The sequence below is a fragment of the Arthrobacter sp. SLBN-53 genome (assembly GCF_006715585.1).
Lineage (GTDB): Bacteria > Actinomycetota > Actinomycetes > Mycobacteriales > Mycobacteriaceae > Mycobacterium > Mycobacterium neoaurum_A.
In genome coordinates this window covers 2,323,100-2,348,969 of record NZ_VFNN01000001.1, presented here as the reverse complement: position 1 = coordinate 2,348,969, position 25,870 = coordinate 2,323,100, and the positions used below count along the sequence as shown (strand labels likewise).

Here is a 25,870-nt window from a genome sequence, read left to right as displayed (position 1 = left end):
GGATCGCCAGCGTGGATGTCGATGCGTTCGTGCTCGCCCACACCCCGGCATGGAACCGGCTGGAGCAGCTGCTGAAGCGGCGGCGCAACCTGACCGGGGCCGAGATCGACGAGCTGGTCGATCTGTATCAGCGGGTGTCCACCCATCTTTCGGTGGTGCGCAGTTCCGCCGGGGATGCGGTGTTGGTCGCGAAGCTGTCCGGGCTGGTGGCGCGGGCCCGATCGGCCGTCACCGGGGTACGGGCGCCGCTGTGGCGCGAATTCATCCGGTTCTGGACGGTCTCCTTCCCGCTGGTGGCCTATGACTGTCGACGGTGGTGGCTCGGGTCTGCGCTGGGCTTCCTCGTGGTCGCGATCGTCATCGGATTCTGGGTGGCCGGCAATCCCGAGGTGCGCGCGACATTGGGCACACCCGCGGAACTGCAGCAGTTGATCAACCACGACTTCGAGGCGTATTACAGCGAGAACCCGGCCGGTTCGTTCGGGCTGCGGGTCTGGGTCAACAACGCCTGGGTCGCCGCCCAGTGCATCGCGTTCGCGGTCCTGCTCGGCCTGCCCATTCCGTGGGTGCTGTTCCAGAACGCCGCCAACGTCGGCGTGTCCGGCGGTCTGATGTTCGGCGCCGGAAAGGGAGACCTGTTCCTGGGGTTGATCACCCCGCACGGCCTGCTCGAACTGACCGCGGTGTTCCTGGCGGCCGCCGCGGGGATGCGGCTGGGCTGGTCGGTCGTCTCACCCGGTGACCGGCCGCGGTCACAGCTGCTCGCCGAGCGCGGCCGCGCGGTGGTCGCAGTGGCCGGTGGGCTGGTGGTGGTGCTGCTGATCTCCGGGTTGATCGAGGCGCTGGTCACCCCGTCGTCGCTGCCGACCTGGGCGCGCGTCACCATCGGGGTGGCCGCCGAGATCGCGTTCCTCGGCTATGTCGTGCACTTCGGGAGAGCCGCCCGTCGAGCGGGCCTGAGCGGCGATGTCGAGGACGCCCCGGACGTCGTCCCGACGGGCTAGAGCCGGCCGGTGGCCTTCATCGCCAGATAGCGGTCGGCCAGTGCGGGTGCCAGATCCTGCGGTGCGGCGTCGATGACGTCGACACCGTACCCCCGCAACCGGTCCGCGATATCGCGGCGATCGTTGCGGGCCCGCTCGGCGGCCGCCGCGTCGTAGACCTGCGCGGCATCGGAGCGCCCCGAGGCCAACGCGTCGACCCGCGGATCGGTCACGGCGGCCACCATCACCTGGTGGCGCGCCGACAGCTGCGGTAGTACCGGCAGCAGGCCCTCGTCCAGAGCCGAGGCGTTCAGATCGGTCAGCAACACCACCAGGGCACGCCGGCGAACGCGGCGCTGCACGGCGGCCACCATGGCCGTCGCGTCGGATTCGAGCAGAGCCGGCTCCAGGGGCGCCATCGCCGAGACCAACTGCGCCAACAGTTCCCGTCGCGAGGCGCCGAACACACCGGCCCGGCTGACCCGGTCGTGTGCCAGGAAGTCGACGTGGTCACCGGCCCGCGAGGCCAGCGCGGCCAACAACAGCGCGGCATCCATCGACCAATCCAGCCGAGGCCACCCCGCCGGGTCGGACGACAGCGGGTCCACCCCGATCCGGCCCGCCGAGGTCCGGCCGGTGTCCAGCACGATCACCACCCGCCGGTCCCGCTCCGGGCGCCAGGTCCGCACCACGACATCACCCCGCCGCGCGGTGGCTCGCCAGTCGATGGACCGCACGTCGTCGCCGTCGACGTATTCGCGAAGTGTGTCGAACTCGGTACCCTGCCCGCGGATCAAGACCGGGACCATCCCGTCGAGCTCGCGCAGTTTGGCCAGCCGCGACGGAAGGTGCTTACGGGACAGGAACGGCGGTAGGACGCGTACCTGCCAGTCGGCGTGCGTCGTGCGCTGCCGCCCGGCCAACCCCAACGGGCCGATCGCCCGCACGGTCACATGCGCGGCGTACTGATCGCCACGGCGCACCGGCGCGAGCTCGGTGGCGATCCTGGCGCGCCCGCCGGCGGGGATATCGAGCCGCTGGACCCGGGGCCGGGCCCGCGCGCTGGGTGCCCAGGCATCGCGGATCTGCCCGCGCAGCCGCCGTTTTCCGCCATGGTGCACCTCGAGCTCGATGCGCACCGGTTGGCCCAGACGGGCGGTGCTGTCCCCGGTGCGCCGCAGCACCAGCCGGTCGAGGCCGGCGGCCAGCAGCGCATCGGCGATCAGCAGTGCGCCGATCGTCACGGCCACGACCACGAACATCGTTGCCGGCCATGGCGAGACGACCACCGGCAGCACGCCAAGCAGCGCCAGCAGTCCGGCCCGCCCGGTGAGAACCATTACCGCGGCACCGGCACCGACGCCAGGATTCCGTCCAGGACGCCGTCGGCATCGGCGCCCTCCAGTTCGGCCTCCGGCCGCAGCGCGATCCGGTGCCGCAACGTCGGCCGTGCCATCGCCTTGACATCGTCGGGAGTCACGAAGTTGCGACCCGACAGCCATGCCCAGGATCGTGCGGTGGCCAGCAGCGCGGTCGCACCGCGCGGTGACACCCCGAGCTGAAGGGCCGGTGATGTCCTGGTGGCGCCGGCGATGTCGACGATGTATCCGAGGATCTCGGGGGCGGCCATCACCTGGCGCACGGCCGCACGGCCGGCCGCCAGATCGTCCGGTCCGGCCACCGCGGTCAGCGCGGAGAGATTGCGGGGATCGAAACCCGTTGCATGCCGGTGCAATATCGCGATCTCCTGATCACGTGGTGGCAACGGCACGTTGAGCTTCAACAGGAACCGGTCCAGTTGGGCCTCCGGCAGCTGATAGGTGCCCTCGTACTCGATCGGATTCTGGGTGGCCGCGACGATGAACGGGTCGGGCAGTGCGCGAGCCGCGCCGTCGATGGTGACCTGCCGCTCCTCCATGGCCTCCAACAGCGCTGCCTGGGTCTTGGGCGGCGTGCGGTTGATCTCGTCTGCCAGCAGCAGATTGGTGAACACCGGGCCGGCGCGGAAAGCGAACTCGGCGGTGCGGGCGTCGTAGACCAGTGAACCGGTCACATCGCCGGGCATCAGATCCGGGGTGAACTGAACACGCGTGAAGTCCAGCCGCAGGGTCGCGGCAAGGCTGCGCACCAGCAGCGTCTTGGCCACCCCGGGTACGCCCTCGAGCAGGACGTGCCCGCGGCAGAGCAGGGCGATCACCAGCCCGCTGATCACGGCGTCCTGTCCGACGACGGCCTTGGAGATTTCTGCGCGCAGGGCGAGTAGCGCCTCCCGTGCGGCCTCGGGTTGTGTCACGACTGTGCGACCTGCCTTTCGATATCGTCGAGCTGCCGTGCCAGCGCGAGCAGTTGCTCGTCGGTGCTGGGCGGGGGTCCGAACAGGGTGTGCGACAGCGCCTGCGCGTCTGCTCCGGTGCGACCGGCCACCGCATGAACGATTCCGTCCGGCGACGAGCGCAGGTCCAGGCCCAGCCGCGGGCGCAATCGGGACAGTGCCGCGCTGCGTAGTGCCGCGGCGGCGCGGTCACGGGCCCGCCGGGAGCGATACAACCGGGCCCTGCCCTCGACGGTCTCCGACGCCCGCACCACCACGGGCAGTCGCTCGGCGACCAACGGGCCGAGCCGGCGCGCGCGCCACCAGGCGACCAGCAGCACGGCGAGACCGATCTGCAGTACGGCCCAGACGACTTGGGCCGGTATCAGATCGACCAGCGATGTCGAACCGGTCGTCTCACCTTCGATCCGTTGCGGGGCATACCAGATGACGCGTTGGTGGGTGCCGGACAGATTCATCGCCAGCGCGGCGCTGCCCTGTCCGAGAAGCCCGGCGTTGGTCATGAAGGCGCCGCTCCCGACGAGGGTCACGGTGCGCCCGCCGTCCTGATAGCGCAACAAGGCTCCGCCGTAACAGCGGGTGGCCGCGCCGTCGTCGGTCCTGGCGAAGGTATCGCTGAACCCGAGTTGCACATCACCGGCGGTGACGGCCTCGCGGAGATCACAGTCCGGCCGGCCGCCGAACTGGGCGGTCCCGTCCACGTCGATCCCCGGTGCCAGGTCTTCGCGGGTCACACCGGTCGGCGCGATGAGCAGCCGATCACCGGGAAGGGCGGCCAACCGGTCCAGGACGTCGCCGTCGAGCAGGAAGAACGTCTGGGCGACGGCGATCAACGTGTCGGGGCGGGCGGCCGCGGCGACCTCGTCGACATCATCGGCCACCACGACATCGATACCCTGATCTCGCAGCAGCGTCACCAGTGCGTGCGCGCCGTCGGGCGCGGTCGAGTCGGCCGCCAGCAGTCCGCCCCCACGCGGCGCGGTCAGGTAGGCGCCCAATGCGGAGACCGCCACGATCAACACGATTGCCAGCCCCATGATCCGCGCCGTGCGCCAACGTCGCCTGGTCATCGGGTGCTGGCTCCGCGCAGGTGCTCGTCGAGTTCGACTATCTGGTGGTACTGTTCGGCGCTGCCCGGCCGGTCACCGTAACTGACCCCGTTGAATGTCTCGGCCGCCGAGGACAATTCGATCCGAAGTTCGGGACGCGCGGCGCCGGCGGTGACGGCCAGTTCGGTGGCGGTGCGGCCCGGAACAGGGTCCAGAGCGCCGCTCTCTTCGAGTTCACGTGCCACCGCACGCAGTCGGTCGCGGATCGCCGATGTCCAGTCGCCCTGCGCGGCGGCGGCCTCGGCGGCCCGGCGATGGTGGGCGGCGCTGCGGGTGCGGTCGGAGAGCACGGCGTCGTGGCCGTCCCTGGTCGACCGCATGGTCCGCCGGGCCACTCGGATGATGACGATCATGGCGACGATGGACAGGATCACGAACAGTGCCAGGGTGATCCAGCCGCCGGGTAACCAGTCGCTGCTGGCGAAGGCCTTGTAGAGCAGGTCGTCGATCCAGCTCGTCAGGCGGTCGGTCAGCGATGGTCTGGGATAGATCGGTTTGGTGAGCTCGCGCTGTGCGGCGTCATGCGCGGCATCGCCGTCGATGTTCAGGCCGGTCACGGTGTCAGGGGTGCCGGGTCAGCCAGAGGTGGTCGGTCGAGTTGTCCGGGGCGGCAGGGGCGTAACCGGCCCCGGTCTGCAACACCAGGTCGAAGGCCTCGGCTCGGATGCGCCGGTCGGTGTACTGCAGCACCACCACACCGGCGGTGAAGGGCGCGGTGAGGATCTGCCCGATCGCGGCGCCGACCGTCGTCAGCACCAGTCCGGTGAAGATGGCCCCGGAACCGTCGGGTCCGGCCATGCCGATGAGGATCTGCCCGCCGATGGTGAACGGGACGGACACCGCACCGGCGATCATCCCGGCCACCAGCATGGCCAGCAGGCGGATGCCGAAGACCCGCCAGAAGTCGTGGCGTACCAGGGCGAATGACCGCTCGATCGCCACGATGACAGGTAGTCGCTCGAGCACCACCAGCGTGGGCGTGAAGCTGAGTTTGGTGAACACGAAGGCCAGCGCGACGATCATGCCGAGGACCAACGGGATGCCGACGAAGAATGCGATCCAGCCGTTGAGGGCGATCGCGACGACGGCGATGACGCCGGCGACCGCGGCGACCAGCAGCCCGACACCGAGGGTCTCCAGCGCCGTGACGCCGAGGAGCGGTAGCAGTCGGGGGCGCAGTCGTTGCCAGGCCTCGCCCGCGGTGATACCTGCACCGAAGACCGCCCGACCGATGATCACGGTGAGCATTCCGCTGAGCAGGATGGCGGCGATCCAGGTCGCCAGTGCACCGGCGAGGCTGCCGATGACGGACCCGGCCAGTAGCGCGGCATCGTCGTACTGACCGGTGATGCCGGCGGGGTCGAGAGCGCCACCGGACGCCAGCGGCCACACCTGCAGTGCGAAGGACAACAGCTGGGATGCCAGCACCACGATGGTGGTGAGGCCGAGTGTGGTTTTCGGGTTCGCCCGGATGTAGCCGAAGGCACCGTTGAAGATGTCCGAGAGGTTCAGCGGTCGCAGCGGGATGATGCCGGGCTGGAAGGCATGGAACTGAGGTGGCGCATGGTAGTACGGCTGGTATCCGCCCGCGGTGCCGGTCATGGGAACCATCCTGCCTGGGCGGGCGCGCGGTGTCAGGAAGCGGGTGCGGCGGACTTCAGTGCTGCGAAGGCGCGCCGCTCGACGAGCAGGGCGATGTAGTCGCGGACGGCACTCTGGATGAAATGCTGATGTGCAGCGGCAACCGTGGTGCGGACGGTGTCGGCGGGGACATCTGTGAACTGTTTGACCAGGCGATCCTCTACCGCTGCAATTTGTTCACTCTCCGGCAACTTCAGCACGGCGATCATCTTTCTCGACTGTGGACGGCACGGTCAAGGTGTCGGACTCGGCACGTGCCGAGGCGTTGCTCACAACCGCCACAAGGCCTGTTGGCTGGTGTTGGCGATGAGCGCACCCGTGGTGTCGTAGAACCCGCCGACCACCAATCCGCGTGAGTGACTGTTGCCCAGTGAGTCGATCTCGTAGCAGTGCCATCGGTCGGGGTCGAACGGCCGGTGGAACCACACGGAGTGGTCAAGGCTGGTCGCGAAGCCCGTGCCCTCGCCCGGTGTGAACGGGGTTCCCGGTGGCCGGGCGGCCGGGACCGGGCCGATATCGGATACGAAGGTCAGGGTGCATGCCCTGATCAGCGGATCGTCCTCGATGGGGCTGCGACTGCGAATCCAGAAGGGCGGCAGGACGAATCGCGTGGTATCGGCGGGGTCGCAGCGCAATTCCAGCCAGTTGGTGAAGTCCAGGTCCGGGGTTTTCGCAATCGCGGATTCCAGCGGCACGCTCGGCGGCCTGGCCGGGTGCCAGTCGGCGCCGTCCTCGGGAATCTGGAAGGACGCGATCATCTCCAGGATGACCTTGCCGTGCTGGCGTGCGGTGACCCGGCGGGTATCGAAGGACCGGCCGTCGCGGGTTCGTTCGACCTCCAGTTCGACGTCGACTCCGAACTCCCCGCCGCGGACGAAGTACGCGTGCAGCGACTGAGGATGTTTGCCCGGGTCGACGGTCGCCCCGGCCGCGCCGAGCGCCTGGGCGGCGATGAGACCACCGAACAGTCGCATACCGGGCACACCCAGCTGCGGGGCCAGGAAGCGGTCATCGTCACGGTCGAAATCGAGGAGGGCCGCCATCCAACTCGGTTCGGTCATCATCGAACTGTACCAACCGCTTGGTTGGGAGTTGGAGGGAGTGCGTCAGGCCACCACGTGACTAGTGGCCCCCATGTCCGCGTTCGGGTATCGGGGGTTGCGGGACGACCGGGTAGTCACCGGTGTATCCGAGACGCTGCTGGGCCATGGTCATCACCTTGCTGCGCACCGCATACCAGCCCGCCACCAGCATCGGTCCGATCACCAGGATGGCGATCAGGTTCCAGATGTTCTCATAACACATGAGCGCGGTCACCGCGGCGAGGAAGACCAGTGTCGCGTAACTGGTGTACGGCGTGCCCGGGAGTCGGAACTTCGGTCGGGTCAGGATGCCCTTGCGCTCCCAGCGCCACAGTTGAATCTGGCAGGCCATGATCATCGCCCACGTCGAGATGATGCCCAAGGCGGACAGATCGAGGGCGATGTTGAAGGCCTCCGCGGGGACGAACAGGTTGAGCACCACGCCGAGCAGGGTGAGCGCGCCGGTCAATGCGATACCGCCGAAGGGCACGCCGTTTCGATTCATGAGACCGGTGAAGGAGGGGGCGGAGCCATTCATGGCCATCGAGCGCAGGATGCGCCCGGTGGAGTACAGGCCGGCATTGAGGCTGGACATCGCCGCTGTCAGGACGACGAGGTTCATGATGCCGCCGGCGGCAGGCACCCCGATCTTGGAGAAGAAGGTGACAAACGGACTTTCCCCGGCCCGATAGGTGGTGTACGGCAACAGTAAGGCCAGCAGGATCAGCGAGCCGACGTAGAACACGGCGATACGTAGGATCACCGAGTTGATGGCACGCGGCATCACCTTTGCCGGCTCCTCGGTTTCGCCGGCCGCGATGCCGACCAATTCGACTGCGGCATAGGCGAAGATGACGCCGGACGTGACGATCACCAGGGAGAACATCCCGGTGGGCAGCAATCCGCCGTTATCGCTGATGACGCTGAAACCGGTTGCCGATCCCTCGATTTCGAAACGGCCGGCCAAGAACACTATCCCGACGACCAGGAACGTCACCAGCGCCGCCACCTTGATGATCGACGCCCAGAACTCCATCTCGCCGAACAGTTTCACCGAGATGATGTTCATGGTGAGCACGATCCCCAGCGCGATCAGGGCGATGAGCCACTGCGGTATCGCCTCGAACATGCCCCAGAAGTGCACGTAGAGCGCCACCGCGGTCACGTCGACGATGGCGGTCGCGGCCCAGTTGAAGAAGTACAACCACCCGGTCACGTATGCCGTCTTCTCCCCGAAGAACTCACGTGCGTAGGAGACGAAGGATCCCGACGAGGGACGATGTAGTACCAGCTCACCGAGGGCTCGCATGATGAAGAAGACGAAAACGCCGCAGAACGCGTACACCAGGAACAGTCCTGGTCCGGCATCATGTAATCGGCTACCGGCCCCCATGAAGAGGCCGGTGCCGATGGCCCCGCCGATGGCGATCATCTGGATCTGGCGTGGCTTGAGGGATTTGTGGTACCCCTGCTCCTCATGTGCCAGTGCCGAATTGTCATACGTGGCATCGGTCGACATATCGCTCCCTGGATGTAGCGGTCTCGACGCTCACCGTTGGGCGCGGGGTGTTCTGGCCAGAGCGTATGCCCGGTCAACAGACGCCGAAACTTTCGGCGTGTAAACATTGTGCTAACTGCCACCACCGGTCGGGATATCGCGCAACGTGTGGACGACGATGCCGGCGAATTCGGTGCACGAGTCATAGCGGGCTGCAGGACTTTTCGCCAATGCCTTGGCGAAAACCGAATCGAGGCTGCGGGGCAGCCACCGGCGCCGGCTACTCAATCGTGGGGGTGAATCATTCAGGTGCGCATACGTTATGGCGAAAGCGGTGGATCGGGGGTACGGCGGCAACCCGGTGAGCCATTCGAGCACCGTGGCAGCGAACGCGTACAAGTCTGTTGCGGGCGAGAGATGTTCACCGGTGAGCAGCTCGGGCGCGGCGTACGATATCGATCCGCTGATGCGGCCGTTGCGGGGCAGAGCTGACACCTCGTCGATGATCTGCGCGATGCCGAAATCGCTGAGATAGGCGTCGAGGCGGTCCGTGGTGAGCAGGACATTCGTGGGTTTTACATCGCGGTGCAACACGTCCATCGAGTGGGCGTAGTCCAGCGCTTCGGCGATCTGGTTGCAGGCGCGCAACACGGCGGTGGTGTCCGGGTCGGTGGTGCGAGTGGGGACCAGCACCGAGGAGTCGGGTCCGTCGATGTACTGCATCGCCATCCACGGTGTCGAGGGTTCCGTGGGCAGCCGGCCCATCTCGTACATGGCGACGATATGCGGGTGGGTGAGCGTGGCGGCCAGTGTGAACTCTCTGGCAAAACGTTGCTTGGCACGGTCGGCGGCGGCAGGGTCGGCGCGCAGCACCTTCAGTGCGACAGGTCCGGACGGGCCGAGCGCGCGATAGACATCGGCGCTGGAGCCCCGGCCGAGCAGCGTGTCGATGGTGTAGCGCCGACACACCCCGTCCGCGCGTTCGGGGCCGGCGATGATGTCACCGGTGCGCAACACAGGCCAAGGGTATGCGCGTCCGGATGCCTTCGCAGGGTGGCATGAAAGCAGGGTGACATGAAAGCAGGGTGACATGAAAAAGGCCCTGACCGATTTCCCGGTCAGGGCCTACTCCTGCGAGTCGGGGTGGCGGGATTCGAACCCACGACCTCTTCGTCCCGAACGAAGCACGCTACCAAGCTGCGCCACACCCCGCGTGAAGCCACGACAGCGTATCGCACCGGGCAGCCGGAAAGCCAAACGGCCTCCCCGGGCCGCGAAGCGGGGTTTCGGATGCGTGCCGAACGGGGCACTCACACGCCGGAGCGGGTACCGGGAAGCAACCGAGGCCCCGCCGGCGTTGTACAACCCGAAGGACACCATCGGGGGCGTCCGAACACAGAAACGAGGCCGATATGACCGACCTGGGAGCGTTCGTCTACATCACGTTCTTCGGGGTCGCGGCATTGTGGCTGTACCTGTCCGGCCGTGGACCGGTCCGCGGCGCCGATGTGGCCGAGGATCAGTTCCAGCGCCCCGAGGACTCGAACTCGGCCAGCTTCGCCGCCGATGTCGAGGAGTCCAACCCCTGGCTGGTCAGCCACTCCGCGTCGAAGTAGGTATCGCGGTACCGGTCGCCGCTGTCGGCGAGCAGTGTCACCACCGAACCGCTGCGCCCGGCCGCCATCATCTCGGCCAGCAGCGCGAACGCGCCCCAGACGTTGGTGCCGGTCGATGGTCCCACCCGGCGGCCCAGCACCGTGCTGACGTGATGGGCCGCGGCCACCGACCCGCAGTCCGGGACGGTCATCATCCGATCCACCACACCCGGCATGAAAGACGGCTCCACCCGGGGACGGCCGATTCCCTCGATCCGCGATGACACCCCGGTCTCGACATCGAGGCGGCCCTGCTCGTAGGCCGGGTAGAAGGCCGAGTTCTCCGGGTCGACGACACATAGCGCTGTGCGGTGGCGCCGGTACCGCAGATAGCGTCCGATGGTCGCGCTGGTGCCCCCGGTGCCCGCGCCGACGACGATCCAGTCGGGTACGGGATGGGTCTCCCTGGCCATCTGCTCGAAGATCGATTCGGCGATGTTGTTGTTCCCTCGCCAGTCGGTGGCCCGCTCGGCATTGGTGAACTGGTCGAGATAGTGGCCGCCGGTCTCGCGGGCCAGCCGCTCGGCCTCCTCGTAGACCTGCGCCGAGCGCTCCACGAAATGGCAACGACCGCCCTGGGATTCGATCAGCGCCACCTTGGCGGCACTCGTCGAACTCGGCATGACCGCGATGAAGGGCAGCCCCAGCATCGCCGCGAAGTAGGCCTCGGAGACCGCCGTGGATCCCGAGGAGGCCTCGATCACCGTGGTGCCGGGCCCGATCCAGCCATTGCACAGCGCGTACAGGAACAGCGAACGCGCGAGCCGGTGTTTGAGGCTGCCGGTGATATGGGTCGTCTCGTCCTTGAGATACAACGCCACATCGAAGCGGTCCGCCCATGCCGATGGCAGGGGATAACGCAACAGGTGGGTGTCCGCGCTGCGATGGGCATCAGCCTCGATCAGCCGGACCGCATTGTCGACCCAGTCGCGGGTGCTCACCGTACCGATGCGGTCGGATGTGCCTGTCCGGCATGGCTTCCGATGGCCGATCCCTTGGCCGGCGCGGCGACCAAGGTGAGCAGGGTGGCCTCCGGGCGGCAGCAGAACCGCACCGGCGCGTACGGCGATGTGCCGAGCCCGGCCGAGACATGCAGCTTCATGTCCGCACCCCACTGCGACGCCCCCTTGGCGCGTGAGCGGTCCAGATCGCAGTTGGTGGCCACGGCCCCGTAGAACGGCAGGCACAGCTGCCCGCCGTGGGTGTGTCCGGCGAGCACCAGCTGGTACCCGTCGGCGGCGAAACGGTCCAACACCCACGGTTCGGGCGAGTGCGTGACCCCGAGCGTGAGGTTGGCTTTCGGGCTGGCAGGTCCGACGATGGTGTCGTAGCGATCTCGCTTGAGATGGGGATCGTCGACGCCCGCGGCAGCGATCTGCAGGCCGGCCACCTCGAACTCGCGGCGGACATGGGTCATGTCCAGCCAGCCGCGCTCGGTGAACGCCGCGCGCAGATCCTGCCACGGCAGCGGATCCCCGTGGATGCGTCGCTTCTTGTTGAACAGGTAGTTGGTCGGATTCTTCGGCTTCGGTGCGAAGTAGTCGTTGCTGCCGAAGACGAAGACACCCGGCACCGACAGCAGGTCCCCGAGGGCCTGAACCACGGCCGGTACGGCCTTCTGATGGGACAGGTTGTCGCCGGTGTTGACCACCAGGTCCGGCTGCAGGGACACCAGCTCACGCAGCCACTCCTGCTTGCGGCGCTGACGCGGCAGCATGTGCAGATCCGACAGGTGCAGTACCCGCAGCGGGGTCGACCCGGGGCTGAGCACCGGCATGGTCAGTTCCCGAAGAGCGAATGCGTTGCGCTCGATCAACGACGCGTAACCGATGCCGGCGACCAGGCTGCCTGCGGCGATAGCGGCGGTGTTCTTCAGGTGCGACATGGCAGCAGTTTACTCACCAGATCACGGTGGCGGCGGCGGTGCCGGTGGCGGGGGTGGTCCGAGCACCGGCACGGTGATCGGTGGCAGACCCGGAATCTGAACCACCGTGGACCCCACCATCGGCGGCAGTCCCGGGATGCCCGCCGGTGGTGGCGGGGGCGCCGGCGGGATGCCGTTACTGGTGAGAATGGTGATGATCGAGCCCGGAATGGTCTGCCCGGTCGGCGAGGTGCCGACCACGGCACCGCGCGGAGAACCGGAATTCACCTCGGTCGGCTGATCGGCGACCTGGAAACCGGCGGCGCGCAGCCGGTCCCGCGCCATGCTCAGATCCATCCCGGCGACGCTGGGCACCCGCGATCCCGGACCACCGTCGACATAACGCGGATCCGTGGGCGGCAGCGCAACGGTGTCCGGTGTCAGCGGTTTCATCGCGGTGAACCAGGTGCGGGCGGGCTCGTTACCGCCGAACAGGTTTCCGGAACCACACTGCCGCAACGGGAACGAGCACAACTCGCTGGGCTGGGTCGAATCGTCGTAGATGTAGTTGGCGGCGGCGAACTCGCTGGTGAACCCCAGGAAGGCCGAGGAGCGGTTGGACTCGGTGGTGCCGGTCTTGCCCGACATCGGCAGGTTCCACCCCGCCGAGCCGGCGGCCCCGGCCGCGGTACCCGAGCCCCTGTCGTCCTCGCTCATCGCATTGGCCAGGGTGTTGGCCAACCCCTCGGGCACGACCTGCTCACAGGTCTCGGTGGTCACCGCGACCTCGTTGCCGTGCCGGTCGAAGACCTGGGCGATCGGGTTCGGCGGGCACCACACCCCGCCGGAGGCGAGCGTCGCGGCGACGTTGGACAGCTCGAGGCCGTTGACCTCGATCGGGCCGAGGGTGAACGATCCGATGTTCTGCCGCTTCACGAAATCGGCGAGGCTCTCGTTGCTCTCCGGGTCGTAGTCGCGGGCGGTACCCGGCAGCGCATACGAGCGCAGGCCCAACCGGACCGCCATGTCGACGGCCCGCTGCACGCCGATCTGGGAGATCAGCTTGGCGAAGGCGGTGTTCGGCGAGGTGGCCAGCGCGTCGGTGACGCTCATGGAGTCGCGGTAGCCACCGGCGTTGCGGACGCACCAGGTGGCCGGCGGGCATCCCGGCGAGCTGCTGCTCCCCAGACCCTTGGCCTGGAACGCCGCGGGCACGGGCAACTGGCTGTTGATGCCCATGCCCATCTCCATGGCGGCGGCGACGGTGAAGATCTTGAACACCGACCCGGCGCCGTTGCCGGCCAGCGAGAAGGGTTGCGGCTGCATGGTTTCGCCGGCCTCGGTGTTGAGTCCGTAGGTGCGGTTGCTGGCCATCGCGAGCACCGGGTGCGCTTCCTTGCCCGGCCGGATCACGCTCATGACGCTGGCCACCCCGGCGGTGTCGGCGGGAGCGAACTGGTTGACCGCGTTCTTGACCGTGGCCTGCACGTTGGGGTCGAGGGTGGTCTTGATCAGATATCCGCCCTTGGCGACCTGATCCTTGCTCAACCCGGCGCGCGCCAGGTAGTCCAGGGCGTAGTCGCAGAAGAACGCGCGGTCCCCGGCGGCGATGCAGCCACGGGGCAGCTCCTTGGGCTGCGGGAGCACTCCGAGGGGCTGCTCACGTGCCGCGCGCAGCGCCTCGGCCTCCTGCGGGACATTCTCGATCATGGTGTCCAGCACGATATTGCGGCGAGCCAGCGCGCCCTCGGGATTGGTGTACGGGTTGAGCACGCTGGTGGACTGCACCATGCCGGCCAGCAGTGCGGCCTGCTGCCAGTTCAGCTCGCTGGCGTTGACGCCGAAATAGGTCTGGGCGGCGTCCTGCACGCCGAAGGCACCGTTACCGAAGGAGACCAGGTTCAGATACCTGGTGAGGATCTCCGGTTTGGTCAGCGTCTTGTCCAGGGTCAGGGCCATCCGGATCTCGCGCAGCTTGCGGGCCGGCGTGGTCTCGATGGCCGCGCGCTTCTCGGCATCGGTCTGGGCGACCACCAGCAGCTGGTAGTTCTTCACGTACTGCTGCTCGATGGTCGAACCACCGCGGGTGTCCAGGTTGCCGGACAGGTAACCCGACAGGCCCGTCAGGGTGCCCTGCCAGTCCACGCCGTTGTGCTCGGCGAACCGCTTGTCCTCGATGGACACGATGGCCAGCTTCATGGTGTTGGCGATCTGCTCGCTGGGCACCTCGAACCGGCGCTGGGTGTAGAGCCAGGCGATCGGGTTGCCCTGCGAGTCGGTCATCGTCGACACCGCGGGGATATCACCCTCGACCAGTTGGGCCGAGCCGTTGGCAACCACATCGGAGGCGCGGTTGGACATCAAACCGATGCCGCCGACGACAGGGAACATCAACCCGGCGGCGATCACGGCGGCCAGCAGGCAGCACCACATCAGCTTGATGACCGTCACCGGTACCGGTGGTCGGCGCTGGGGCTGGTCGGACATGGGTTACAGCGTAGCCAGCGGGTCCAATCGGGCCCCTCGGGCTGCCATTTCAGGCGTTCTGAGCGGCGGACTGCACGGTCGTCCCAAAAAAGTGTGATCTGACTGTTGCGTAAAAGCCCCTCTACCACCTAGCTTGAACACACAATGCGATTCAGGTAACACTCCTGACGCAATGTGGCGCAGATTACACACGCTTAACAGGGGTCGGAGTAAAGGGGAATGCAGGTGTCGGTTACATCGTCTGCCACGTATAGGAGTGCAGCAACGCACGCCCCGACGGCCACTCCGGGAGCCGAGGCCGAGGCCCGCATCGCGTGGGTCTCGCAGGCCCGCTGCCGCCAGGCCGATCCCGACGAACTGTTCGTCCGGGGCGCCGCTCAGCGAAAAGCGGCGGTCATCTGCCGGCACTGCCCGGTCATCGCGGAATGCGGCGCCGATGCGCTCGACAACCGCGTCGAGTTCGGTGTCTGGGGTGGCATGACCGAGCGTCAGCGCCGCGCACTGCTCAAGCAGCACCCCGAGGTCGTCTCGTGGGCCGACTTCTTCGCCGCTCAGCGCAAGCACCGCAGCGCGGTCTGAGCGGGTTCGACCGCCGTCGGATCGATCAGCTGCCCGTCAGCTGATCACCGATGGCGCGCAACGCCTCCAGGTCGGACACGTCGAACGGTAGCGACGGCACGCCGACGATCGCGACGTGTGGGTTGGCCCCGGTGAACCGCGACAGCAGTCGCACCTCCCGTTTGGCCGTCGCCGCCCGCGCCGCGTGAATCCGCAGCACCGCCGAACTGACGTTGCCCTCACCCTTGGTCGAGTCGATCGCCGCGGCGGCCTCGGTGGCCTTGTCGGCAGCCAGATCGCACAGCGTCGGATGCGTGCGGTTGAGGATCAAACCCGCCAGCGGCATGTTCTCGCTGGAGAGTCGGTCGACGAAGAACGACGCCTCGCGAAGAGCATCCGGCTCGGCGGCCGATACGACGACGAACTGGGTACCGCGTCGCTTCAACAATTCGTAGGTGCGGTCGGCCTTCTCCCGGAACCCGCCGAACGTCGCATCCAGTGACTGTACGAATCCTGCGGCGTCGGAAAGCATCTGGGAGCCCAGCACCGTCGACATGCCCTTCATGGCCAGGCCGACCGCGCCGGTGACGATGCGCCCGATGCCGCGGCCCGGCGCCAGCAGCATCCGCCAGAGCCGGCTGTCCATGAAGCTGCCCAGCCGTTTCGGGGCGTCCAGGAAGTCCAGCGCGTTGCGTGACGGCGGCGTGTCCACCACCACCAGGTCCCATTTGTCCTCGGCCAACAGCTGGCCGAGTTTCTCCATGGCCATGTACTCCTGCGTGCCGGCCAGAGACGTTGCGACCGTTTGGTAGAACTGGTTCTCCAGAATCGAGTCGGCGACCCCGGGGCCCGAGTACTGCACCACCATCTCGTCGAAGGTGCGGCGCATGTCGAGCATCATCGCGTGCAACTCACCGGTCACCTCGGGGGCCAGCGGAACCCGCTGCGGGTTGTTGCCGAGGCTCTCGATGCCCAGTGCCTGGGCCAGTCGCTTGGCCGGGTCGATGGTGAGCACCACGACCGTGCGCCCCATCTCGGCGGCGCGCAGCGCCATCGCAGCGGCCGTCGTCGTCTTGCCGACACCACCGGCGCCGCAGCACACGATGACCCGGTTGCTGGTATCGCCGAGGACGGCGCCCAGATCGAGGGCGGCAGGAGAAGTGCTCATATCAGCTGTTCCTTCGGCTCTTCGAGCGAGCGCTCATCGCACTCCTTGGGCGGCAAGTGCTTCGGCCAGTTCATAGAGGCTGCCCAGATCGACACCGTCGGCGATGGCCGGCAGCTGCAGTCGGGACACGTCGAGCTCTTCGAGCAACTCCGCACTCTCGGCGCGGGCGGCGATCCGGGTGGCGTGCTGGATGGACTCGGTCAGCAAGCCCGCGAAATCGTCGTCGGCCAAGGTGATTCCGGCGGAATCCAGATCCGCCCGGATGGTCTCGGCGTCGAGATCTCCCTCGGCCGCCCTGGTGAGGTCGTCCTGGGACAGATACGACGGGATGTTGCGGTTGACGATGACGCTGCCGATCGGCAGCTCGAGCTCCCGCAGTTCGGCGATCGCCTCGATGGTCTCCTGGACCGGCAGCGCCTCCAGCAGGGTCACCAGATGGATCGCGGTCAGATCGGAATGCAGGATCTTGACAACGCCTTCCGCCTGGGAGTGCACCGGTCCGCCCTTGGCCAGTTCGGACACCGCCTTGGTGACATCGAGGAATCGGGAGATGCGTCCGGTCGGTGGCGCGTCGACCACGATCGCGTCATAGGCGCTCTGGCCGGATTTGGCCGTCTTGGCCGGATTGTCGGAGCGGACGACGAGCTCCTTGATCTTTCCGGTCAGCAGCACATCACGCAGGCCGGGGGCGATCGTGGTGGCGAACTCGACGGCCCCGATTCGGCGCATCGCGCGGCCGGCGATGCCCAGGTTGTAGAACATGTCGAGGTACTCGAGGAACGCGGCCTCGGTGTCGATGGCCAGGGCGTTGACCTGGCCGCCGCCCTCGGCGGTCGCGATCTTGACCTCCTCATAGGGCAGCGGCGGCACGTCGAAGAGTTGGGCGATGCCCTGGCGTCCCTCGACCTCCACCAACAACACCTTGCGGCCTCCGGCGGCCAGCGAGAGCGCCAGCGCCGCGGCGATGGTCGACTTGCCGGTACCACCTTTACCGGTGACGAAGTGCAGACGGGCCTTCGTCAGGCGGGACGGCCAGCCGACCGGCCTGCGGTCGTCGGATGCATGTTCCACGCCTGCATGCTATCCATCACGGGAGCCTCGGCGGATAAGCTCTGCGTCATGACTGAAGTGAGCCGTTGGGAGTACGCCACCGTGCCGTTGCTGACGCACGCCACCAAACAGATTCTCGACCAGTGGGGCTCGGACGGCTGGGAGCTGGTGTCGGTGCTTCCCGGTCCGACCGGTGAGCAGCACGTCGCGTACCTCAAGCGGCCGAAGTGAGCCATTCGCAGCGACTCGCCGAGCTCGGTATCGAGCTGCCCGAGGTCGTGGCACCGCTGGCGGCCTACGTGCCCGCGGTGCGCACCGGCAATCTGGTCTACACCTCCGGGCAGCTGCCGATCCGTGACGGCGTCCTGCAGGCCACCGGCAAGGTCGGCGCTGAGGTCAGCGCCGAGGACGCCAAGGAACTGGCCCGGCTCTGCGGATTGAACGCGCTGGCCGCGGTGCACGCGCTGGTGGGCATCGACGCGGTGGTGCGGGTGGTCAAGGTGGTCGGATTCGTCGCGTCGGCCAAGGATTTCGACGGACAGCCCGGTGTCATCAACGGCGCCTCCGAACTGTTCGGTGAGGTGTTCGGGGACAGCGGCGCGCATGCACGCTCGGCGGTCGGGGTGTCGGAACTGCCGCGCAACTCACCGGTCGAGGTCGAGATCATCGTCGAGGTCGCGTAAGCGGCCGAGCATGACTGAGAGGTCGCGTAAGCGGCCGAGCATGAGTGAGAGGTCGCGTCGTTGCAGCATCCCGCGTACGGCGAGCTGAGGCCGGTCTGGCAGACCGACACCGTGTCGGCCTCGGTACTGCTGTGCAACAACCCCGGGATGATGACGCTGGAGGGCACCAACACCTGGGTGCTGAGCGGGCCGGGCAGCGACGAGCTGGTGATCGTCGACCCGGGACCCGATGACGACGAGCACATCGACCGGATCGCCGCGCTCGGCACGATCTCGCTGGTGCTCATCAGTCACAAGCACGGCGACCACACCGACGGCATCGACAAGCTGGTCGACCGCACCGGCGCGGTGGTTCGCGCCATCGGCAGTGGGTTCCTGCGGGGACTCGGCGGACCGCTGACCGACGGCGAGGTCATCGACGCGGCGGGGACGCGCATCACCGTGCTGGCGACACCGGGACACACCAGCGATTCGCTGTCATTCCTCGTCGAGGGCGCGGTGCTGACAGCCGACACCGTGCTGGGCCGCGGCACCACCGTCATCGACGACGAGGACGGCAGCCTTGGCGCGTATCTGGATTCGCTGCGCCGGCTGCAGGGACTGGGTCAGCTGCGGGTGCTGCCCGGACACGGCCCCGATCTGGCGGACCTGGCCGAGGTGTCGGCGCAGTATCTGGCGCACCGGCACGACCGACTCGACCAGGTCCGGGCGGCCTTGCGCGAGCTGGGGGAGGACGCCACGGCCAAGCAGATCGTCGCGCATGTCTACACCGATGTGGACGAGAAGCTGTGGCCCGCCGCGGAGAAGTCGACGCAGGCGCAGCTGGACTACCTCAGAAACTGATTTCGGCGCGGAAACGCTCGCTGAGCGAACGAAACCGCGCCGAAATCGGGTGAAGAACTATCGCGCGCGCCGAGCCAACCGCTCCGAGTCGCTGATCAGCACGCTCTTGCCCTCCAGCCGGATCCACCCGCGGTGGGCGAAATCGGCGAGGGCCTTGTTCACGGTCTCGCGGGAGGCGCCGACGAGCTGGGCGATCTCCTCCTGGGTGAGGTCGTGGGTGACGCGCAGGGCGCCACCTTCCTGGGTGCCGAAGCGCTGGGCCAGCTGCAGCAGCTGCTTGGCCACCCGGCCGGGCACATCGGTGAAGATCAGGTCGGCGAGGTTGTTGTTGGTGCGCCGCAGGCGGCGGGCCAACACGCGCAACAGCTGCTCGGCGATCTCGGGACGGTCGGCGATCCAGGCGCGCAGCGCCTCACGGTCCATCGACACCGCGCGCACCTCGGTGATGGTGGTGGCGCTGGAGGTCCGGGGGCCCGGGTCGAAGATCGACAGCTCGCCGAACATGTCCGACGGGCCCATGATCGTCAGCAGGTTCTCCCGGCCATCGGGGGAACGTCGGCCGATCTTCACCTTGCCGGAGGTGATGATGTAAAGCCGGTCACCGGGCTCGCCCTCGGCGAACACCGTATGTCCGCGCGGAAAGTCGACGGGCTGCAGCTGTTTGGTCAGCGCAGCGACCGCGGTGGGTTCTACCCCTTGGAAGATTCCGGCCCTGGCCAGGATCTCGTCCACGTTGCCCCTCTTAAGCTCATCCAGTGATATGACATGCACAGGCCAACCGACTAGCTGGTTAGCGCATTCAGTCTAGTGGTTGGCATGTCGGCGACGAGCCAACGCTACACACGATTGGCCTGGCGGGTCGCCGGAAACTGCGGATTGGCCCGCCGCGCAGGTGCGGGGCGAGTCGGCAATCCGGCGTATTCCAGCGGCACCTGCCGGATCGGTTGGGTGCGCTCGCGAACGTCGCTGCGGCGAACCGCCGCGGTATCGCGCTCGAGGCCCGACTCCAGTCGCTCGAGCCCGAAGGTCGCCAGCATGAGCAACCCCGGGATGAAGCACACCAGCAACCACGACACATCGAAGAGTAAACACGCTGAACATCTCGGTGGGATCACGTTTTGTCACCGGTCGGCACCGGCCCGTCAGGGCTCGTCAGAGGCACCGTCAGTACCCTTGTCCGGGTGACCGCCAGCACCGCCCGGAGCAAATCGCAGGCCGCCTGGGATCGAGAGACCCACCTCGGCCTGGTGCGCCGCGCACGCCGGATGAACCGAACGCTGGCGGTGGCCTTCCCGCACGTCTACTGCGAGCTGGACTTCACCAACCCGTTGGAACTCACGGTCGCCACCATCCTCTCCGCGCAGTGCACCGACAAGCGGGTCAACCTGACCACCGCGGCGTTGTTCGCGCGGTACCGCAGCGCGCTGGACTACGCGCAGGCCGACCGCGCCGAGCTCGAGGAACTGATCCGGCCGACCGGGTTCTACCGGAACAAGGCCACCTCGCTGATCAATCTGGGCACCGAGCTGGAGGCGCGTTTCGACGGTGAGGTGCCGCGCACGCTGGAGGAACTGGTCACGCTGCCGGGTATCGGGCGCAAGACCGCCAATGTGGTGCTCGGCAACGCGTTCGATATCCCCGGGATCACGGTCGACACCCATTTCGGGCGGTTGGTGCGGCGCTGGCGCTGGACCGCCGAGGAAGATCCGGTGAAGGTCGAGCACGCCGTCGGCGAGCTGATCGAACGGCGCGAGTGGACCCTGCTCAGCCACCGGGTGATCTTTCACGGTCGCCGCGTGTGCCACGCGAGACGGCCCGCATGCGGGGTGTGCGTGCTGGCCAAGGACTGTCCTTCCTATGGCGCGGGCCCGACCGACAAGGCGACCGCGGCGGCCCTGGTGAAGGGACCGGAAACCGACCATCTGCTGGCACTGGCCGGGTTGTGAGCCGTTCGGCACGGTGGACCGTCGCGGTCCTGATCGTCTTCGTCGCCCTCGGCTACGCGCTGTGGCGGGAGCTGGGCGTCACCGAACCCGATCCCACCGGATCCGTCGCATCCCAGGCCCCCGCCGCGCGTGATCACCGGGCCGCCGACACCCCGGAGGCGCTGGCCGGGCCCCGGCAGCGGGCGGATCTGCCGCCCTGCCCGGCAGGTACCGGGGACGGACCCGAGCCGCTGCGCGGGATCACCCTGGAATGCGCGGGTGACGGCACATCCGTCGATGTCGCGGCGGCGCTGGCCGGCCGTCCGGTGGTGCTCAATCTGTGGGCCTACTGGTGCGGCCCGTGCGCCGACGAACTGCCCGCATTGCAGGAGTATCAACGCCGGATGGGTGAGCGGGTGATGGTGGTGACGGTGCATCAGGACGAGAACGAATCCGCCGGTCTGCTGCGGTTGGCCGAGCTCGGGGTGCGGTTGCCGACGCTGCAGGACGGCCGCCGGTTGGTCGCCGCGGCGCTCAAGGTGCCCAACGTGATGCCTGCCACCGTGGTGCTGCGCACGGACGGTAGCGTGGCCGAAATTCTGCCGCGACCGTTCGCCGATGCCGACGAGATCGCCGCGGCGGTGAATCCGTTGATAGGGGTGCCCGTTGGTTGAGCTCTCCCCGGACGCCGCGCCGGGCTGGCTACGTCCGTTGCTCGACAACGTCGCCGCCGTGCCCGACGCCTACCGAAACCGCACACCCGCCGACGTGCTGGCCGCGATCAACACCGCCAATGCCGCGGCGACGCGGGCCGGGACCAAACGCGACGCCGCCGTGCTCGTGCTGTTCTCCGGACCCGCCGATGCGCCGCGTGGCGATCTCGGCGGCCCGCCGCGTGGCGATCTCGGCGGCCCGCCGCGTGGCGATATCGGCGGCCCGCCGCCGGAAACCGACCTCTTGGTCACCGTCCGCGCATCCTCGCTGCGCAACCATTCCGGGCAGGCCGCTTTCCCCGGCGGCGTGTCCGACCCCGAGGACGACGGCCCGGTGGCCACCGCGCTGCGCGAGGCCCGTGAGGAGACCGGGGTGGACACCACCCGGCTGACGCCGCTGGCCGTCCTGGATCGGATGTTCATTCCCCCGACGGGCTTTCATGTGGTGCCGGTGCTGGCGTACTCACCTGACCCCGGTCCGGTCCGCGTTGTCGATCCGGCCGAGGCCGCCATCGTGGCGCGGGTTCCGCTGCGGGCGTTCATCAATCCGGAGAACCGGTTGATGGTCTACCGCCAGGCCAATACCAGCCGTTTCGCCGGACCTGCCTTCCTGCTCAACCAGATGCTGGTGTGGGGCTTCACCGGCCAGGTGATCTCGGCATTGCTGGACGTCGCGGGGTGGGCACAACCGTGGAATACCGACGACGTGCGCGAACTGGAGGAGGCAATGGCCGAGGTGTCGTCGCCAAGCCAGTACGGTGAAGCCCAACGATGACTCCCGCACAGTGGCTTGACCTCGCAATCCTTGCCGTCGCCTTCGTGGCCGCGGTGTCCGGCTGGCGCTCCGGCGCGCTCGGATCGCTGTTGTCCTTCATCGGCGTCGTCCTGGGCGCGGTCGCCGGTGTGTTGTTGGCACCTCATCTGGTCGGCAACATCGACGGGCCCCGCACCAAGCTGTTCGCCACCCTCTTCCTGATCCTGGCGCTGGTCGTGATCGGCGAGATCGCCGGTGTGGTGCTCGGCAGGGCCGTGCGTGGTGCATTGCGCAATCCGGTGCTGCGCGTCGTCGACTCGATCATCGGGTCGGCGTTGCAGTTGGTGACGGTGCTGATCGCGGCGTGGTTGCTGGCCTCGCCGCTGACCAGCCAGCCCACCCTGGCCGGCGCGGTGCGCGGTTCCAAGGTGCTCACCGAGGTCAACAACCTGGCGCCGGAATGGCTGCAGAAGGTGCCTGCCCGGTTGGCCGGATTACTGGACACCTCGGGTCTTCCGGCGGTGCTCGAGCCGTTCAGCCGCACCCCGGTCGTCGCGGTCGACGCACCTGATGCGGCGTTGGCGACCTCGCCGGTGGTGCAGTCCGTCCGCGGCAGTGTGGTCAAGATCCGCGGTGTCGCGCCCAGCTGCCAGAAGGTGTTGGAGGGCAGCGGATTCGTCATCGCGCCCAACCGGGTGATGTCCAATGCCCACGTGGTCGCCGGCGCCGAGACGGTCACCGTCGAGGTCAACGGTGAGACCTACGACGCCACCGTGGTCTCCTACAACCCGAACCAGGACATCTCGATCCTCGCGGTGCCGGAGCTGCCGTCGGTGCCGTTGGTCTTCGACGATTCCGAGGCCGCGCCGAGCACCGATGCCATCGTCATGGGGTATCCCGGCGGCGGCGATTTCACGGCAACCCCGGCGCGGGTGCGCGAGACGATCGAACTCAACGGTCCCGACATCTACAACTCGACGACGGTGAACCGGACGGTGTACACCATCCGCGGCACGGTGAAGCAGGGCAATTCGGGTGGTCCGATGGTCGACAAGGACGGCAAGGTCCTCGGCGTCGTCTTCGGTGCGGCTGTCGATGACGCCGACACCGGTTTCGTGCTGACCGCCGAGCAGGTGCTGCCGCAGCGCATGCAGGTGGGTAACACCGCGCCGGTGCCGACCGGCGTCTGCATCGGTCAGGCCGGGTAGACCGCGGCCAGGAAGTCGGCGAGCGCGGTGTTGACCACCCCCGGGTTCTCCTCGTGTGCGAAATGCCCTGCGCCGTCGACGTGTTCGAATCGGCCATCGGGTGCATACGGCCGCGACCGGCGCACCGGATCTGCCAGGACGTAGGGGTCGGCCGAGCCGCGCAGATGCAGCAGCGGGATATCTATCGGCTGGGCCATCGAGCGCATGAACCTGCGGCCCTCGCCGCGGATCTGGCTGCGCATCGCCCAGCGTTGATACTCCAGGGTCGAATGGACCGCTCCCGGGATCTGGATCGCCTGCCGCAGATGGCGCATGGTCACGGCGAAGTCCTCGGTGGCGACCCAGCCGTGACCGGCGCGGTCGCGGATGATCCGTTCCAGCTCGACGGCGTTGTGCCGGGTGAGCTTGTGTTCGGGCCAGCGCGGCAGCTGATAGCGCAGCAGCCAGGGCAGCAGCGCGCGGCGCTGGGCGGCGTCGGCCACCACCGACGAGCGCAGCGCGACGGGGTGCGGTGAGCTGATCAGGGCGACGGCGTCGACCATCCGCGGGTGCAACAGGGCCGTCGCCCAACAGACCAGGCCGCCGTCGGCATGTCCGACTAGGGTGGCCGAGTTGTGGCCGAGTGCGCGGATCAGACCCGCGGTGTCCCCGGCCAGTGTCCAGCCGTCGTAACCGCGCGGCGGCTTGTCGCTGTCGCCGTAACCACGCAGGTCGACCGCGACGACCCGATGGTCGGTCCGAGCGTGCAGCTGGTGACGCCACGACCACCAGAACGAGCCGAAACCGTGCAACAGGATGACAAGTGGGCGATCGGCCCGCCCGCGGCCTTCGGTCTCGGGGGATTCCTCGGCCTCTACGACGTGGAACCGAATACCGTTGGCGTGGACCTGAAAATGGCGCCAGGGCCCATCGATGCGCACCACCGACGGGTCCGGCCGCGCCTGCATGGCGAAGCGGCTACCAGCCGGAGGGGTCGGTGGTGATGGCCGGCTTGGCGGCCTCGGCGGGCTTGTCCGCGCCCGGCGTCAGCGCCTCCTTGGTCTCCTTGACCGAGGCGATGGTTTCGCGCGGCCCGCGGATGCGCCGCACCTTCAGATAGCCGAGCAGCGCCAGCGCGATGGTGACCAGCACCATCACGCCGAACACGATCAGGAACGCGGCCCAGCGCCACAGCCAGGTATCCAGCAGCTCGGCGATGAAGAAAAAGAGGAAGAAGGTCGAGTAGAACAGCACGACCAGGGCCGCGATGAAGAACAGGCTGCCGGTCAGGCCCTTCTTCACATCGCGGGTGATCTCGGCCTTGGCGAGCTCCACCTCGGCGCGCACCAGGGTGGACACCTGTGCGGTCGCATCCTTGACCAGATCTCCGATGGAGGGGTCGGCCTTGGGGGCGTGCGGGTCGACGAGCGGAATCGACGTCACAGTGGCAGGTACGCCGTTCTTGCGGTCGCTGGTGCTCATAGGAGGCTATGTTGCCATGTTCTGAGGCGAGCGAAGCGACGGGGAGAGATCTCAGGGCGAGCGAAGCGACGGGGAGAGGGCTCCAGTCCGAGGAGGTGGCGGCTCCGCCACATAGAATGGCGCCCAGCCGAGGAACGGGGAGATGTTGAGACACCGCTGGCAGTCCATTGCGCGCACTGTTTCGCTTGCGGTCCTGGCGCCCCTGGCGGTCGCGCTGAGCCCGGTCGCCCACGCCGACGGCCCGGTTCCGCTCGGCGGCGGATCGGGGATCGTCATCGACGGTCACGCCTACTGCACACTCACCGCCATCGGCCACGACTCCGCGGGCAAGTTGATCGGGTTCACCTCGGCGCACTGCGGCGGGCCGGGCGCGGTGGTCGCCGCCGAAGGCGTGCCGACGGCGGGAACGCTCGGCGTCATGGTCGCCGGTAACGACAACCTGGACTATGCGGTCATCGAATTCGACCCGCAGCGGGTGCAACCGGTGAACACGGTCAAGGGATTCCGGATCGACGGACTGGGACCGGACCCGTCGTTCGGTGAAGTGGCCTGCAAGCTGGGTCGCACGACCGGCTACTCGTGCGGTGTGACATGGGGTCCCGGTCAGGATCCGGGCACCATCCTCAACCAGGTCTGCGGCCAGCCCGGCGATTCCGGGGCGCCGGTGACGGTCAACAACAGGCTGGTCGGCATGATCCACGGCGCGTTCACCGAGGATCTACCGACGTGCGTGACGCAGTACATCCCGCTGCACACCCCGGCGGTCACCATGTCGATGTCCTCGGTGCTCACCGATATCACCGCCAAGAATCGGCCAGGCGCCGGCTTCGTGCCGATCGCCTGACCGATTGCCGGC

The 25,870-nt window shown here is 67.8% G+C and carries 29 protein-coding genes and 1 tRNA gene; 11 read left to right on the top strand and 19 right to left on the bottom strand.

Annotated elements, in window-relative coordinates; all coding sequences use genetic code 11:
* Positions 1-11: 11 nt before the first annotated feature.
* Positions 12-1,004: a stage II sporulation protein M gene (locus FBY28_RS11215; protein WP_141866736.1), complete on the top strand. Its 993-nt coding sequence runs from the start codon at positions 12-14 to the stop codon at positions 1,002-1,004.
* Here the strand turns inward: FBY28_RS11215 and FBY28_RS11210 are convergent.
* The 10 genes from FBY28_RS11210 to FBY28_RS11165 form a co-directional block, all read right to left on the bottom strand.
* Positions 1,001-2,323: a DUF58 domain-containing protein gene (locus FBY28_RS11210; protein WP_141866734.1), complete on the bottom strand. Its 1,323-nt coding sequence runs from the start codon at positions 2,321-2,323 to the stop codon at positions 1,001-1,003. The genes FBY28_RS11215 and FBY28_RS11210 overlap by 4 nt on opposite strands.
* Complete coding sequence (locus FBY28_RS11205) at positions 2,323-3,276, bottom strand: AAA family ATPase (RefSeq protein ID WP_141866732.1); 954 nt, start codon at positions 3,274-3,276, stop codon at positions 2,323-2,325. The genes FBY28_RS11210 and FBY28_RS11205 overlap by 1 nt, the downstream gene beginning before the upstream one ends.
* The gene (locus tag FBY28_RS11200; RefSeq protein ID WP_141866730.1) at positions 3,273-4,385 is read right to left on the bottom strand and encodes a DUF4350 domain-containing protein; all 1,113 of its coding nucleotides are present in this window, start codon (positions 4,383-4,385) and stop codon (positions 3,273-3,275) included. Before FBY28_RS11200 ends, FBY28_RS11205 begins: the two co-directional genes overlap by 4 nt.
* A complete protein-coding gene (locus FBY28_RS11195) occupies positions 4,382-4,981 on the bottom strand; it encodes a DUF4129 domain-containing protein (protein WP_141866728.1) in 600 nt (199 codons plus the stop codon). The genes FBY28_RS11200 and FBY28_RS11195 overlap by 4 nt, the downstream gene beginning before the upstream one ends.
* A 4-nt stretch (positions 4,982-4,985) precedes the next feature.
* Entirely contained in the window at positions 4,986-6,026 is a 1,041-nt protein-coding gene (locus FBY28_RS11190; protein WP_141866726.1) for a DUF7847 domain-containing protein, read from the bottom strand.
* 32 nt (positions 6,027-6,058) lie between these two features.
* Positions 6,059-6,274: a three-helix bundle dimerization domain-containing protein gene (locus tag FBY28_RS11185; protein WP_141866724.1), complete on the bottom strand. Its 216-nt coding sequence runs from the start codon at positions 6,272-6,274 to the stop codon at positions 6,059-6,061.
* A 60-nt stretch (positions 6,275-6,334) separates the two neighbouring features.
* Positions 6,335-7,126 (bottom strand): acyl-CoA thioesterase, encoded by a 792-nt coding sequence (locus FBY28_RS11180; protein WP_141866722.1) that lies wholly within the window; start codon positions 7,124-7,126, stop codon positions 6,335-6,337.
* 61 nt (positions 7,127-7,187) lie between these two features.
* The gene (locus tag FBY28_RS11175) at positions 7,188-8,666 is read right to left on the bottom strand and encodes an amino acid permease (RefSeq protein WP_141866720.1); all 1,479 of its coding nucleotides are present in this window, start codon (positions 8,664-8,666) and stop codon (positions 7,188-7,190) included.
* 111 nt (positions 8,667-8,777) lie between these two features.
* Entirely contained in the window at positions 8,778-9,662 is an 885-nt protein-coding gene (locus tag FBY28_RS11170; RefSeq protein ID WP_141866718.1) for a serine/threonine-protein kinase, read from the bottom strand.
* A 121-nt stretch (positions 9,663-9,783) separates the two neighbouring features.
* A tRNA-Pro gene (locus FBY28_RS11165) sits at positions 9,784-9,857 on the bottom strand.
* 200 nt (positions 9,858-10,057) lie between these two features.
* Here FBY28_RS11165 and FBY28_RS11160 point away from each other — a divergent pair.
* Positions 10,058-10,261, top strand: coding sequence for a hypothetical protein (locus FBY28_RS11160; protein WP_141866716.1), 204 nt, complete (start codon positions 10,058-10,060; stop codon positions 10,259-10,261).
* On the opposite strand, the gene cds1 is transcribed toward FBY28_RS11160, so the two are convergent.
* The 3 genes from cds1 to ponA2 are packed head-to-tail and all read right to left on the bottom strand — an operon-like array spanning position 10,165 to position 14,651.
* Entirely contained in the window at positions 10,165-11,241 is a 1,077-nt protein-coding gene (gene cds1, locus FBY28_RS11155) for an L-cysteine desulfhydrase Cds1 (protein ID WP_286177952.1), read from the bottom strand. The genes FBY28_RS11160 and cds1 overlap by 97 nt on opposite strands.
* Positions 11,238-12,185, bottom strand: coding sequence for a metallophosphoesterase (locus tag FBY28_RS11150; RefSeq protein WP_141866714.1), 948 nt, complete (start codon positions 12,183-12,185; stop codon positions 11,238-11,240). Before FBY28_RS11150 ends, cds1 begins: the two co-directional genes overlap by 4 nt.
* A gap of 21 nt (positions 12,186-12,206) precedes the next feature.
* Positions 12,207-14,651: a transglycosylase/D,D-transpeptidase PonA2 gene (gene ponA2, locus FBY28_RS11145; RefSeq protein WP_141866712.1), complete on the bottom strand. Its 2,445-nt coding sequence runs from the start codon at positions 14,649-14,651 to the stop codon at positions 12,207-12,209.
* A 225-nt stretch (positions 14,652-14,876) separates the two neighbouring features.
* On the opposite strand from ponA2, the gene FBY28_RS11140 reads away from it, so the two are divergent.
* Positions 14,877-15,230 carry a WhiB family transcriptional regulator gene (locus tag FBY28_RS11140; protein ID WP_023986386.1) on the top strand — a complete coding sequence of 118 codons (354 nt, stop codon included), beginning with the start codon at positions 14,877-14,879 and terminating at the stop codon, positions 15,228-15,230.
* A gap of 25 nt (positions 15,231-15,255) precedes the next feature.
* Here the strand turns inward: FBY28_RS11140 and bagB are convergent, their stop codons facing one another.
* Together bagB and bagA are read right to left on the bottom strand one after the other, a co-directional pair.
* Entirely contained in the window at positions 15,256-16,377 is a 1,122-nt protein-coding gene (bagB, locus tag FBY28_RS11135; RefSeq protein WP_141866711.1) for an ArsA family ATPase, read from the bottom strand.
* Between the two features lie 33 nt (positions 16,378-16,410).
* Complete coding sequence (gene bagA / locus FBY28_RS11130) at positions 16,411-17,448, bottom strand: ATPase BagA (RefSeq protein WP_141866709.1); 1,038 nt, start codon at positions 17,446-17,448, stop codon at positions 16,411-16,413.
* Positions 17,449-17,496: 48 nt separating this feature from the next.
* On the opposite strand from bagA, the gene sp36 reads away from it, so the two are divergent.
* The 3 genes from sp36 to FBY28_RS11115 are packed head-to-tail and all read left to right on the top strand — an operon-like array spanning position 17,497 to position 18,953.
* Positions 17,497-17,658, top strand: coding sequence for a Sp36 family protein (gene sp36 / locus FBY28_RS11125; RefSeq protein WP_023986385.1), 162 nt, complete (start codon positions 17,497-17,499; stop codon positions 17,656-17,658).
* Complete coding sequence (locus tag FBY28_RS11120) at positions 17,655-18,110, top strand: RidA family protein (RefSeq protein WP_141866707.1); 456 nt, start codon at positions 17,655-17,657, stop codon at positions 18,108-18,110. The genes sp36 and FBY28_RS11120 overlap by 4 nt, the downstream gene beginning before the upstream one ends.
* A 60-nt stretch (positions 18,111-18,170) precedes the next feature.
* Positions 18,171-18,953, top strand: a complete 783-nt coding sequence (locus tag FBY28_RS11115) for an MBL fold metallo-hydrolase (protein ID WP_141866705.1) — start codon at positions 18,171-18,173, stop codon at positions 18,951-18,953.
* 57 nt (positions 18,954-19,010) lie between these two features.
* Here FBY28_RS11115 and crp read toward each other — a convergent pair whose 3' ends face one another.
* On the bottom strand, positions 19,011-19,685 hold the full coding sequence (crp, locus tag FBY28_RS11110; protein WP_019510750.1) for a cAMP-activated global transcriptional regulator CRP: 675 nt from the start codon (positions 19,683-19,685) through the stop codon (positions 19,011-19,013).
* 104 nt (positions 19,686-19,789) lie between these two features.
* A complete protein-coding gene (locus FBY28_RS11105) occupies positions 19,790-20,029 on the bottom strand; it encodes a hypothetical protein (RefSeq protein ID WP_141866703.1) in 240 nt (79 codons plus the stop codon).
* Positions 20,030-20,218: 189 nt separating this feature from the next.
* On the opposite strand from FBY28_RS11105, the gene nth reads away from it, so the two are divergent.
* The 4 genes from nth to marP are packed head-to-tail and all read left to right on the top strand — an operon-like array spanning position 20,219 to position 23,553.
* Entirely contained in the window at positions 20,219-20,899 is a 681-nt protein-coding gene (gene nth / locus FBY28_RS11100; protein ID WP_174241818.1) for an endonuclease III, read from the top strand.
* Complete coding sequence (locus FBY28_RS11095; RefSeq protein WP_141866699.1) at positions 20,896-21,552, top strand: TlpA family protein disulfide reductase; 657 nt, start codon at positions 20,896-20,898, stop codon at positions 21,550-21,552. The genes nth and FBY28_RS11095 overlap by 4 nt, the downstream gene beginning before the upstream one ends.
* A complete protein-coding gene (locus tag FBY28_RS11090; protein WP_141866697.1) occupies positions 21,545-22,366 on the top strand; it encodes an NUDIX hydrolase in 822 nt (273 codons plus the stop codon). The genes FBY28_RS11095 and FBY28_RS11090 overlap by 8 nt, the downstream gene beginning before the upstream one ends.
* Positions 22,363-23,553 carry an acid resistance serine protease MarP gene (marP, locus tag FBY28_RS11085; RefSeq protein ID WP_141866695.1) on the top strand — a complete coding sequence of 397 codons (1,191 nt, stop codon included), beginning with the start codon at positions 22,363-22,365 and terminating at the stop codon, positions 23,551-23,553. Before FBY28_RS11090 ends, marP begins: the two co-directional genes overlap by 4 nt.
* Here the strand turns inward: marP and FBY28_RS11080 are convergent.
* Positions 23,541-24,500 carry an alpha/beta fold hydrolase gene (locus tag FBY28_RS11080; protein ID WP_141866693.1) on the bottom strand — a complete coding sequence of 320 codons (960 nt, stop codon included), beginning with the start codon at positions 24,498-24,500 and terminating at the stop codon, positions 23,541-23,543. The genes marP and FBY28_RS11080 overlap by 13 nt on opposite strands.
* Positions 24,501-24,510: 10 nt before the next feature.
* On the bottom strand, positions 24,511-25,014 hold the full coding sequence (locus FBY28_RS11075; protein WP_019510757.1) for a phage holin family protein: 504 nt from the start codon (positions 25,012-25,014) through the stop codon (positions 24,511-24,513).
* Positions 25,015-25,156: 142 nt separating this feature from the next.
* On the opposite strand from FBY28_RS11075, the gene FBY28_RS11070 reads away from it, so the two are divergent.
* The gene (locus FBY28_RS11070; RefSeq protein ID WP_216847624.1) at positions 25,157-25,858 is read left to right on the top strand and encodes a S1 family peptidase; all 702 of its coding nucleotides are present in this window, start codon (positions 25,157-25,159) and stop codon (positions 25,856-25,858) included.
* Positions 25,859-25,870 lie beyond the last annotated feature (12 nt).

Excerpts from the sequence above, each read along its gene's own strand:
- FBY28_RS11210 (WP_141866734.1), bottom strand. The coding sequence starts at position 2,323 with ATGGTTCTCACCGGGCGGGCCGGACTGCTGGCGCTGCTTGGCGTGCTG.
- FBY28_RS11200 (WP_141866730.1), bottom strand. The coding sequence starts at position 4,385 with ATGACCAGGCGACGTTGGCGCACGGCGCGGATCATGGGGCTGGCAATC.
- FBY28_RS11190 (WP_141866726.1), bottom strand. The coding sequence starts at position 6,026 with ATGACCGGCACCGCGGGCGGATACCAGCCGTACTACCATGCGCCACCT.
- FBY28_RS11185 (WP_141866724.1), bottom strand. The coding sequence starts at position 6,274 with ATGATCGCCGTGCTGAAGTTGCCGGAGAGTGAACAAATTGCAGCGGTA.
- FBY28_RS11180 (WP_141866722.1), bottom strand. The coding sequence starts at position 7,126 with ATGACCGAACCGAGTTGGATGGCGGCCCTCCTCGATTTCGACCGTGAC.
- FBY28_RS11175 (WP_141866720.1), bottom strand. The coding sequence starts at position 8,666 with ATGTCGACCGATGCCACGTATGACAATTCGGCACTGGCACATGAGGAG.
- FBY28_RS11160 (WP_141866716.1), top strand. The coding sequence starts at position 10,058 with ATGACCGACCTGGGAGCGTTCGTCTACATCACGTTCTTCGGGGTCGCG.
- FBY28_RS11150 (WP_141866714.1), bottom strand. The coding sequence starts at position 12,185 with ATGTCGCACCTGAAGAACACCGCCGCTATCGCCGCAGGCAGCCTGGTC.
- ponA2 (WP_141866712.1), bottom strand. The coding sequence starts at position 14,651 with ATGTCCGACCAGCCCCAGCGCCGACCACCGGTACCGGTGACGGTCATC.
- bagB (WP_141866711.1), bottom strand. The coding sequence starts at position 16,377 with ATGAGCACTTCTCCTGCCGCCCTCGATCTGGGCGCCGTCCTCGGCGAT.
- sp36 (WP_023986385.1), top strand. The coding sequence starts at position 17,497 with ATGACTGAAGTGAGCCGTTGGGAGTACGCCACCGTGCCGTTGCTGACG.
- nth (WP_174241818.1), top strand. The coding sequence starts at position 20,219 with ATGAACCGAACGCTGGCGGTGGCCTTCCCGCACGTCTACTGCGAGCTG.
- marP (WP_141866695.1), top strand. The coding sequence starts at position 22,363 with ATGACTCCCGCACAGTGGCTTGACCTCGCAATCCTTGCCGTCGCCTTC.
- FBY28_RS11080 (WP_141866693.1), bottom strand. The coding sequence starts at position 24,500 with ATGCAGGCGCGGCCGGACCCGTCGGTGGTGCGCATCGATGGGCCCTGG.
- FBY28_RS11075 (WP_019510757.1), bottom strand. The coding sequence starts at position 25,014 with ATGAGCACCAGCGACCGCAAGAACGGCGTACCTGCCACTGTGACGTCG.
- FBY28_RS11070 (WP_216847624.1), top strand. The coding sequence starts at position 25,157 with ATGTTGAGACACCGCTGGCAGTCCATTGCGCGCACTGTTTCGCTTGCG.